This window comes from Flavobacterium sp. U410 (assembly GCF_053570605.1).
In genome coordinates, this window is the sequence record NZ_JBSEFI010000008.1 from 112,943 (window position 1) to 121,921 (window position 8,979).

The 8,979-nt window shown below is 33.1% G+C and carries 8 protein-coding genes; 6 read left to right on the forward strand and 2 right to left on the reverse strand.

The window, feature by feature from the left end:
* Window positions 1-142: 142 nt before the first annotated feature.
* The 4 genes from ACUSJC_RS07490 (at window position 143) to ACUSJC_RS07505 (ending at window position 4,745) form a co-directional block, all read left to right on the forward strand.
* Entirely contained in the window at window positions 143-2,383 is a 2,241-nt protein-coding gene (locus ACUSJC_RS07490) for a LamG-like jellyroll fold domain-containing protein (RefSeq protein WP_449268941.1), read from the forward strand.
* A gap of 168 nt (window positions 2,384-2,551) precedes the next feature.
* On the forward strand, window positions 2,552-3,601 hold the full coding sequence (queA, locus tag ACUSJC_RS07495; RefSeq protein WP_449268942.1) for a tRNA preQ1(34) S-adenosylmethionine ribosyltransferase-isomerase QueA: 1,050 nt from the start codon (window positions 2,552-2,554) through the stop codon (window positions 3,599-3,601).
* Window positions 3,602-3,660: 59 nt separating this feature from the next.
* A complete protein-coding gene (locus tag ACUSJC_RS07500; RefSeq protein ID WP_449268943.1) occupies window positions 3,661-4,293 on the forward strand; it encodes a 7-carboxy-7-deazaguanine synthase QueE in 633 nt (210 codons plus the stop codon).
* Window positions 4,294-4,343: 50 nt separating this feature from the next.
* Window positions 4,344-4,745: a DUF2059 domain-containing protein gene (locus tag ACUSJC_RS07505; RefSeq protein WP_449268944.1), complete on the forward strand. Its 402-nt coding sequence runs from the start codon at window positions 4,344-4,346 to the stop codon at window positions 4,743-4,745.
* 52 nt (window positions 4,746-4,797) lie between these two features.
* On the opposite strand, the gene ACUSJC_RS07510 is transcribed toward ACUSJC_RS07505, so the two are convergent.
* Entirely contained in the window at window positions 4,798-5,523 is a 726-nt protein-coding gene (locus tag ACUSJC_RS07510) for a class I SAM-dependent methyltransferase (protein ID WP_449268945.1), read from the reverse strand.
* A gap of 80 nt (window positions 5,524-5,603) precedes the next feature.
* Between ACUSJC_RS07510 and ACUSJC_RS07515 the strand changes: the two genes are divergently transcribed.
* On the forward strand, window positions 5,604-6,101 hold the full coding sequence (locus ACUSJC_RS07515) for a YkgJ family cysteine cluster protein (RefSeq protein WP_449268946.1): 498 nt from the start codon (window positions 5,604-5,606) through the stop codon (window positions 6,099-6,101).
* Window positions 6,102-6,250: 149 nt separating this feature from the next.
* On the opposite strand, the gene ACUSJC_RS07520 is transcribed toward ACUSJC_RS07515, so the two are convergent.
* Window positions 6,251-7,522 (reverse strand): exo-beta-N-acetylmuramidase NamZ family protein, encoded by a 1,272-nt coding sequence (locus ACUSJC_RS07520; RefSeq protein ID WP_449268947.1) that lies wholly within the window; start codon window positions 7,520-7,522, stop codon window positions 6,251-6,253.
* 6 nt (window positions 7,523-7,528) lie between these two features.
* Between ACUSJC_RS07520 and ACUSJC_RS07525 the strand changes: the two genes are divergently transcribed.
* Window positions 7,529-8,761: an ABC transporter permease gene (locus tag ACUSJC_RS07525; RefSeq protein WP_449268948.1), complete on the forward strand. Its 1,233-nt coding sequence runs from the start codon at window positions 7,529-7,531 to the stop codon at window positions 8,759-8,761.
* Window positions 8,762-8,979: the final 218 nt, after the last annotated feature.

Genomic DNA, 8,979 nt, shown 5'->3' on the forward strand with positions numbered 1-8,979 from the left:
AATGAAATTCGATTTTCAGTTAAGGAAGAAGTGTTTTATATTTTGTTTTTGTTTTCGTAAACTCAAAATGCGGTTTGGTTAACTCACTTATTTTATGATGAATCCGACTACTAATTTTACCAAAATTTTTAATGAGACAATTATGAAAACAAAATTATTTTCTTTTTTATTCGTACTGTTTTGCGGTGTGATAAATGCTCAATTTAATGTTCAGGAAGGGTTTGAGTCTGGAACAATTCCTGCTGGTTGGACTACAGATTTAACCGATGGTGTTGTAACGTCTACTAGAAGTTGCGGTGGTACTCAATCTGTGAGAGCAAATTATTATGTTAATGCTGCTACTAGCATATATACTTCTAGTTATGTTTCAAATGGTCAAGCAATTAATATTTCTTTTTATGCAAGTAAAGAAATTGGATCATTTTTTGGATATAAGTATCTTTACTACGAAATAAATGGATCAGGTACATGGACTCAAATTGCATCTGTTTATTCTGATTTTTCAACATGTATTCCAGTTAATGCAACAATTTCAGCTGGAGTTATTCCTAGTGGTGCTACGGTTAAATTTAGAATGCAAGTGAACAGAGCTAGTGCAGCAAACAATACTTATGTGTATTTTGATAATTTTTCTGCCGTTCAACTAGTTCCTGAAGTAATTGCAGAATATAATTTTAATAATACATACAATAATTTGCTTGGAAACACACCTTTTAGTTCAAATGCAGGTACATCTTTTACAACAGATAGAAACGGTAATCCAAATAGTGCTTTACAATTAAATAGTGCAGTTTCAGTGGCATCGATAGCTAACTTACCAATTGGTAATGCTTCTCGTTCAGTATCTATTTGGGTTAAAATGAATGGATATGTCACCAATAACTTTTTGTTTAGTTATGGTTCACCAAATGATAATCAAGCTTATGGTATTGCATTAACTCCTTCTATAATTAACAATTTTGCATGGGCAAATGATTTAACGAGCGCTACAAGTATTCCATTAAATACTTGGAAACATTTAGTTGTTACGTTTGATTCAATAACAGACTTAGCGTCCATTTATCTAGATGGAGTTTTGATAACTAGTGCAGTCAAAACCGATTGGAACACAGTAAATCAAACTAATTTTTATTTGGGAGGTTTAATAGGTTATTCATTTACATTCAATGGTTCAGTTGATGATTTGAAAATTTGTAATTATGCCTTATCTTCAACAGAAGTTTCGAATTTATATAACTATAATTCATTGGGTGTTCCTAATTTGCCAATAATTAATACAATCTCTGAAAAGCCTGCAGCTATTAATGCTACGCTATACGCCTATGTAAATGGAAATGGTTCTGCTATTTCAAATGTAGTAGTAAAATACGGTCTCACTTCTGGAAATTTAAACAATCAAGTAAATACCATAGCCATATCTCCAGGTGCTAATTATGGAGCTATCATCAATGGATTAGCAGAAAACACTACATATTACTATAAAGTGGAAGTGACAAACGCTGATGGTACCACATCAAGTGCAGTAGACAGTTTTACGACAGGTTCAAAACAAACTATTGCCGAATATAGTTTTGATAATGTATATACTGATTTTTCCGGGAATAATGCTTTTCCTTCAAATGTTTCAAGTTCATTTGTAGCAGATAGAAATGGTAATCCAACAAGTGCTTTAAATTTAAATAATAATGGAACTGCAACAGCTATTCCTGGTTTGCCAATTGATGGTTCAACGAGAACAGTTTCATTGTGGGTAAACAATGCTAATGCAACTTGGAATTATGCATTCAGTTATGGTGGGATCTTGACCGATTTAGCATTTATTGGAGTGGTTCAAAACAATTCTTTAGATTTTTATTGTTTTAGCAATGGTTTTCAAGCTACAGTAACGAATCCTTTAGCAACATGGATGCATTTAGCATATACTTATGATGGAGTAAATGTAAGAATGTATAAAAATGGAGTTTTAGTGGGTACCTCACCATTTAATTTATTCACAGCTTATGATGCAGATTATTTCTATTTAGGAAGTAGTTTTGGAGATATGAATTCTTTTAATGGTTCTGTAGATGATTTAAAAATATATAATTATCCATTAACACAAACAGAAATCACCAACTTATACAATAACAACACTTTATCAACTTCAGATTTCAATCAAAACAATTTAGAAGTTGCTTTGTATCCAAATCCGGTTCAAGATATATTGAGTATTAATACAGTAAATGCAATTAAATCTGTAGAAGTGTATAACTTACAAGGGCAAAAAGTATTAGTGTCAAATCAATCTCAAATCAACTTGTCAAATTTATCAGCAGGAATTTACATGGTAAGAATTGAAGATGAAAACAATGCGGTAAATACAAAAGGTATCATTAAAAAGTAATTTTTTTTTCAAATAAACCTTTGGGGTTGTTGGGTAAAATGTGGTTTGTAAAAAATAAATCTCAATTTACTTGACAACCCCTATTTGCAGATTGTATATTTGCACCCTTGTTTTAAAAGCTTGAAAATATTTTTAAACTTTTAAATCTTAAACATTTAATCTGAAAAAATGAAGTTATCTAATTTTAATTTTAATCTGCCTGCTGAATTATTAGCTGAGTTTCCAGCAGAAAATAGAGATGAATCTCGTTTAATGGTAGTACACCGTAAAACAGGACAAATTGAGCACAAAATGTTCAAAGATATCATCGATTATTTTGACGACGGAGATGTAATGGTATTGAATAATACTAAAGTTTTCCCAGCTCGTTTATATGGAAATAAAGAGAAAACAGGTGCTCGTATTGAAGTTTTCTTATTAAGAGAATTAAATGCAGAACAACGTTTATGGGATGTTTTAGTAGATCCTGCTCGTAAAATTAGAATTGGAAATAAATTATACTTCGGCGATGACGATTCATTAGTAGCTGAAGTTATCGACAACACTACGTCAAGAGGTAGAACATTACGTTTCTTATACGATGGTTCGTATGAAGAATTTCGTCAAAAATTAGTTGATTTAGGAGAAACTCCGATCCCTAAATATATCAATCGTGAAGTAACTCCTGAAGATGCAGATCGTTACCAAACTATCTACGCAAAAGAAGAAGGTGCAGTAGCTGCTCCAACTGCCGGTTTACACTTTTCTAAACATTTAATGAAACGTTTAGAAATTAAAGGAATCAATTTTGCTGAAGTAACTTTACACGTAGGTTTAGGTACTTTCAATCCGGTTGAAGTGGAAGATTTATCAAAGCACAAAATGGATTCGGAGGAAATGGTAATTACTCAAGAAGCGTGTGATATTGTGAACCAAGCAAAAGCTAAAAAAAGCAAAGTATGTTGTATTGGAACAACTTCTATGCGCGCTATGGAAAGTTCGGTTTCTTCAATGAAAACTTTAAATCCATATGTAGGTTGGACCAATAAATTTATTTATCCACCTTACGATTTTAGTATTGCAGATGCTATGGTTACTAATTTTCATACTCCAAAATCGACTTTATTAATGATGATTTCGGCTTTTTGTGGACATGACTTAATGAAAAAAGCGTATGAAGAAGCGATAAAAGAAAAATATCGTTTTTACTCTTATGGAGACGCAATGCTAATTATATAATGAAAAGTCCCAACGAAAGTTGGGATTTTTTATCTTCAATCTGTTTTAAAAAAAGAAGAATGCTAAGTAAAGAAATGCAATTGGCAGTTGATAAAGGAGAAATGCTTCCGCTAATGGAAGAATTTTACACCATTCAAGGCGAAGGATACCACACAGGAACAGCAGCTTATTTCATTAGAGTAGGTGGGTGCGATGTTGGATGTCACTGGTGTGATGTGAAAGAGAGCTGGAATGCCGATTTACACCCGCCAACAGCAACGGATACAATAGTAGCTAATGCAAAACAATATGCTGAAACAGTAGTGGTTACCGGTGGTGAACCTCTAATTTGGGACATGCGCGTGCTCACTTCTAAGTTGAAAGCACAAGGATTACGCGTTCATATTGAAACTTCTGGAGCGTATCCGGTTTCCGGCGATTGGGATTGGTTTTGTTTGTCGCCCAAAAAAACAAAATTACCGGTTCAGGATGCTTACGATTATGCACATGAATTAAAGGTGATTATTCACAACAAACACGATTTTCAGTTTGCTGAAGAACAAGCCGCTAAAGTAAATCCAAAAGCAATTTTGTTTTTGCAACCCGAATGGAGCAAAAAAGAAGAAATGACACCACAGATTATTGATTATGTAATGAAAAATCCGAAATGGCGCATTTCGTTGCAAACGCATAAATATTTGAATATACCATAATGTTTTTTTTACTTTTTGTATATATTTGTGAAAATATAAATTATAAAAAAATGAAAAAAATAGTTTTAGTTGCTTTCCTAGTATTATCGAGTGCAGTAACATTTGCTCAAGACGCATTCAAGAAAGATGTTTTAGAAATGATGAAAGTTTCTGGAGTAAATGCTTCTATGGAGGCAGCAAAAAAACAAGTGGTGAGCATGATTCCAGCTGATAAACAAGCAGAATTTACTAAAGAGTTCGATGCTATTTTAGTAAAAGTAGCAGATCAACAAGCTAAGAACTATATGGAGGTGTATACTCACGACGATATCAAAGCAATGCTTAAATTCTATGAATCTCCTGTTGGGAAAAAAATACAAGAGAAAGCATCGATATTAACTGAAAAATCAATGGAAATCCAACAAAACATAGGGATGGAAATTCAAGGTTTAATGATGAAATACATGCAATAATTTTGTAATTTAAATGCATAAAAAAGATCCCGAGCAATCGGGATCTTTTATTTTATGACAGTTTTGCCAAATAATCAAAATGTTCACCTTCTAAAACAAGGTTACATTTTAAACCATTGGCGTGAGCTGCATTTTGTAACGTATTATAATCGATATACATCCAGTCAAAAGGATCTTCTTTTTCGCTTTTATAGCTAATGTCAAAAACAACTTCACCATAATAATCTACATCAGTCGGAATCCATTTGCCACCATCTTCATCTTCGTCAAACATATAAATGATATCGGAAGAATCTAATAAAATTTGACCGCCTTCATTTAAAAGTGATTTCAGTTTTAACAGAAACTTCGAAATGTTTTTCAGCTTTCCACACATTCCGGCACCATTCATCAATAATAAAATAGTGTCATATTTGCCATTCTGATGTAGATCAGAATCTAAATCTAATTTCATTACATCTTGAACCATTGCTTTTTTCAAACCTCGAAGTTGACAAGCTTCAATAGCATTCGCCGAAATATCAATAGAAGTAACATCTAAATTTCGTTCGTTTTGTAAATACAAACTGTGACTTCCGGCACCGCAACCCACATCTAAAACTTTGCCTTTTGCTAATTGCAGTGCTTTTTGCTCCATTTTTGGCATTTCGTTAAAATCGCGAAACAAATAAGCAACACTCATTTCATCGGCTTCGCTAATAGAAGTTTCTGTGATTAAATCTTCCGGATTATTGTTGGTTTGGAAATCTAAAATGGCTTTCCCGAATAAATCTTTCATCGTTTTATGTTCAAAATTCGAAATTCTTTGTTCTTAATTCGTTAATCAAAATTGTAACTTTGCAGTAGAAATTGCAAAAGATGTTAAAACCTAATTTAAACGAAATCGCAAAACTTGCCAAAGATAAGCATAACGAGAACAAAAAGTATTTTGATAAGTTAAAAAAGAAGCCGCCTAAGAATTTAGATTACATAATGCAAGATTTACATGAAGCGGAATTCGAAAAAACGGATTGCTTAGAATGTGCTAATTGTTGCAAAACCACCGGACCGCTTTTTACTTCAGCTGATATTGAACGTATTGCTAAACATTTGCGTTTAAAACCACAACAATTTATTGAGCAATATCTTCGTATTGATGAAGACAAAGATTATGTTTTGCAAAGTGTGCCGTGTACTTTTCTGGACAGTGATAACAAGTGTTTTATTTATGATGTGCGCCCGAAGGCTTGTCGTGAATTTCCGCATACTGATAGAAATAAGTTCTATCAAATTTCAAATCTAACTTTGAAAAATGTAGCAATTTGTCCGGCAGCCTACAATATTGTAGAAGAAATGAAGAAAAAACTACCTTTGTAAGCGTCACTTCGAGCGGAGTCGAGAAGTTGTAGTTACAAATAATTTAGATATCATTTTTGATATTGACTACGTTTAATCTTCAATTCCTGTACGAATCTAAAATTTAAGTTAAGAAAATCTATTTTCTTTCATCTTTACTCTATTATCTATTATTCGTAAATCAAATACTTTTTGCGCATTGTTTTGAACTTTTCCAAATCATTTTTCCAAGAATCTCTAATGCCTTTTTCTGAAATTCCGTTTTCAATTTGTTGTTGTAGTTTTTTAGTTCCGGCTAATTTGGTAAAAAACGAATTGAAAAATTTCGATTTATCACTGGTTTCGTTGTAAGCTTTAATCAACCATTTCAATTCTAAACGATTCACTTTTTCAATTTTCGATAAATCTTGACCAAAACATTCTTTACCATTATATAATGGGTCTTTGGCTCCTTCATTGGGTTTCGGAATAAAACTGAAGTTGCCTTTCGGTAAATAAGGTGAACCGTAAATTTGGAACTGTTTGTTAGTTCCGCGACCAACGCTTACATTGGTTCCTTCAAAAAAGCACAAACTAGCATATAAATTAATAGATTGGTCATTTGGTAAATTAGGAGATGGTTTTACAGGTAGACTATATTCCATTTTTCGATGGTAATTTTCACAAGGAATTACCGTCAATTTGCATTGAATTTCTTTTTCAAGCCATTTTTCACCATTAATCATTTGAGCATATTCACCAATAGTCATTCCATGTAAAACAGGAATTTCATGCATACCTACAAAACTTCTGAATTCCGGTTCTAAAATTGGGCCATCGACAATAGTTCCGTTTGGATTAGGTCTATCCAAAACCATTACAGGAATTCCGGCTTCTGCGCAAGCTTCCATAACATAATGTAGTGTTGAAATATACGTGTAAAATCGTGCACCCACATCTTGGATGTCAAAAACAATAATGTCTAAATCTTTAATTTGTTCCGGTTTCGGTTTTTTATTATTTCCGTAAAGCGAAATAATAGGTAATCCGGTTTTGCTGTCTTTTCCGTTGGCAACATGTTCGCCGGCATCTGCAGTTCCTCTAAAACCATGTTCGGGAGCAAAAATTTGAGCAACATTTATTTTTTGTTCTAATAAAAAATCGACCAAATGTGTTCCGTTTGATAAAATCCCCGTTTGATTAGTTACTACTCCAATTCTTTTATTTTTCAGCAATGGTAGATATTTTTCCGAATTATCCGCTCCAATTATAAGTTTCTCTGAAACAAAATTATTTTTGTCAGTTCGAGCGGAGTCGAGAACCCCTCCTTCTTCCTTCTTAATAGTTGTTGCCTTTTGACTTTCGTCTTTTGACTTTGGATTTAGTTGAATAGAATTTCCACAAGAAAAAATAGCCAAAAGCAAGAATAAAAATGTATTTTTGAATATTAATTTCGGAATCATAACAAGTTGAATTTAGAATATTTTATTGCCAAACGCCTTACTCAAGATAAGAGCTATAAAAGTAGTGTTTCTTCTCCAATTATTAAAATTGCGATAACCGCTATTGCTATTGGTATCATTATGATGATTATTGCCGTAGCAACAGGCGTGGGATTGCAGAAGAAAATTCGCGAAAAAGTTTCGGCATTCAACGGTCATATAATTATTTCAAACTTCGATGATAACCAATCGCAAGGTGATACTAGGCCTATTTCAACCAAGCAAGATTTCTATCCCAAATTTACCCAAGTTCAAGGAGTGACTCATATTCAGGCCGTGGCCAATAAAACAGGATTGATTCGAACCGAAGAAACGGTTGAAGGAATCGTTTTTAAAGGAGTAGGTGAAGATTACGATTGGAATAATGTTCAAGAATACTTGGTACAAGGCAAACTGCCGATAATAGCCGATAAGTTAACAGATGATATTTTAATTTCAGAATATCTTGCTAACCGATTAAATCTGAAGCTTGGTGATGTAGCCCGAACTTATTTTATTAAAGAAGGTGGTAAAGGATATAATTTGAGAAGTTTCAAAATTGTCGGAATATTTAATTCCGGTTTTCAGGAATTCGATGCTAATTATATAATTGGCGACATCAAACATGTTCAAAAAATAAACAAATGGAAGGCAGATGAAGTAGGGGCTTTTGAAGTTTTTATCGACGACTTTAACCAAATCGATGTTAAAGGAAAAGAAATTTACAAGGCTATTCCGCCTACTTACGATAGTGAAACTATTGCCGAAAAATACTATAGTACATTTGAATGGTTAAAACTTTTCGATTTTAATATCATCGTAATTTTAATAGTTATGATAGTTGTGGCTACTATTAATATGATGGTAGCATTGTTGGTTTTAATTCTGGAACGTACTCAAATGATCGGAATTCTTAAAGCGCTTGGTTCAAATAACTGGAGTATACGCAAAGTGTTTTTATATAATGCGGCACACCTTATTATAAAAGGACTACTTTGGGGGAATGTTATTGCGCTGTTGCTATTGTTTGCCCAACAGTATTTCAAAATTATCACGCTTAATCCTGCAAGTTATTATGTAAGTGTGGCGCCTGTCGACATCAACCTCTTGCATATTACCTTACTTAATATAGGAACCATTGCAGTTTGCCTACTAGTTTTGATTGTTCCTTCTTATATCATTACAAAAATTTCTCCGGTTTCGGCCATTCGCTTCGATTAGTTTTCTTTTTTTGGCATCAGATATAGAGTATATATAAGTAGAATTTGTTCCTCTGAGTGCTAAATACCGGTTTTTGCGAAGGGGATATACCGCTTCGATCGGGGCAGAACGGGTGTTTTTTATAAATAATCATATTTAGCAAGAATAAACAGGGGACTATTATTATAGTATAGTTATAGCGCAAAGCACCCATTTTTGAGAATACGATTGTAAAACGG

Coding starts and splice junctions, on each gene's coding strand:
- ACUSJC_RS07520 (WP_449268947.1), bottom strand. CDS start 7,522: ATGATTCCGAAATTAATATTCAAAAATACATTTTTATTCTTGCTTTTG.
- ACUSJC_RS07515 (WP_449268946.1), top strand. CDS start 5,604: ATGTTAAAACCTAATTTAAACGAAATCGCAAAACTTGCCAAAGATAAG.
- ACUSJC_RS07500 (WP_449268943.1), top strand. CDS start 3,661: ATGCTAAGTAAAGAAATGCAATTGGCAGTTGATAAAGGAGAAATGCTT.
- ACUSJC_RS07490 (WP_449268941.1), top strand. CDS start 143: ATGAAAACAAAATTATTTTCTTTTTTATTCGTACTGTTTTGCGGTGTG.
- queA (WP_449268942.1), top strand. CDS start 2,552: ATGAAGTTATCTAATTTTAATTTTAATCTGCCTGCTGAATTATTAGCT.
- ACUSJC_RS07510 (WP_449268945.1), bottom strand. CDS start 5,523: ATGAAAGATTTATTCGGGAAAGCCATTTTAGATTTCCAAACCAACAAT.
- ACUSJC_RS07505 (WP_449268944.1), top strand. CDS start 4,344: ATGAAAAAAATAGTTTTAGTTGCTTTCCTAGTATTATCGAGTGCAGTA.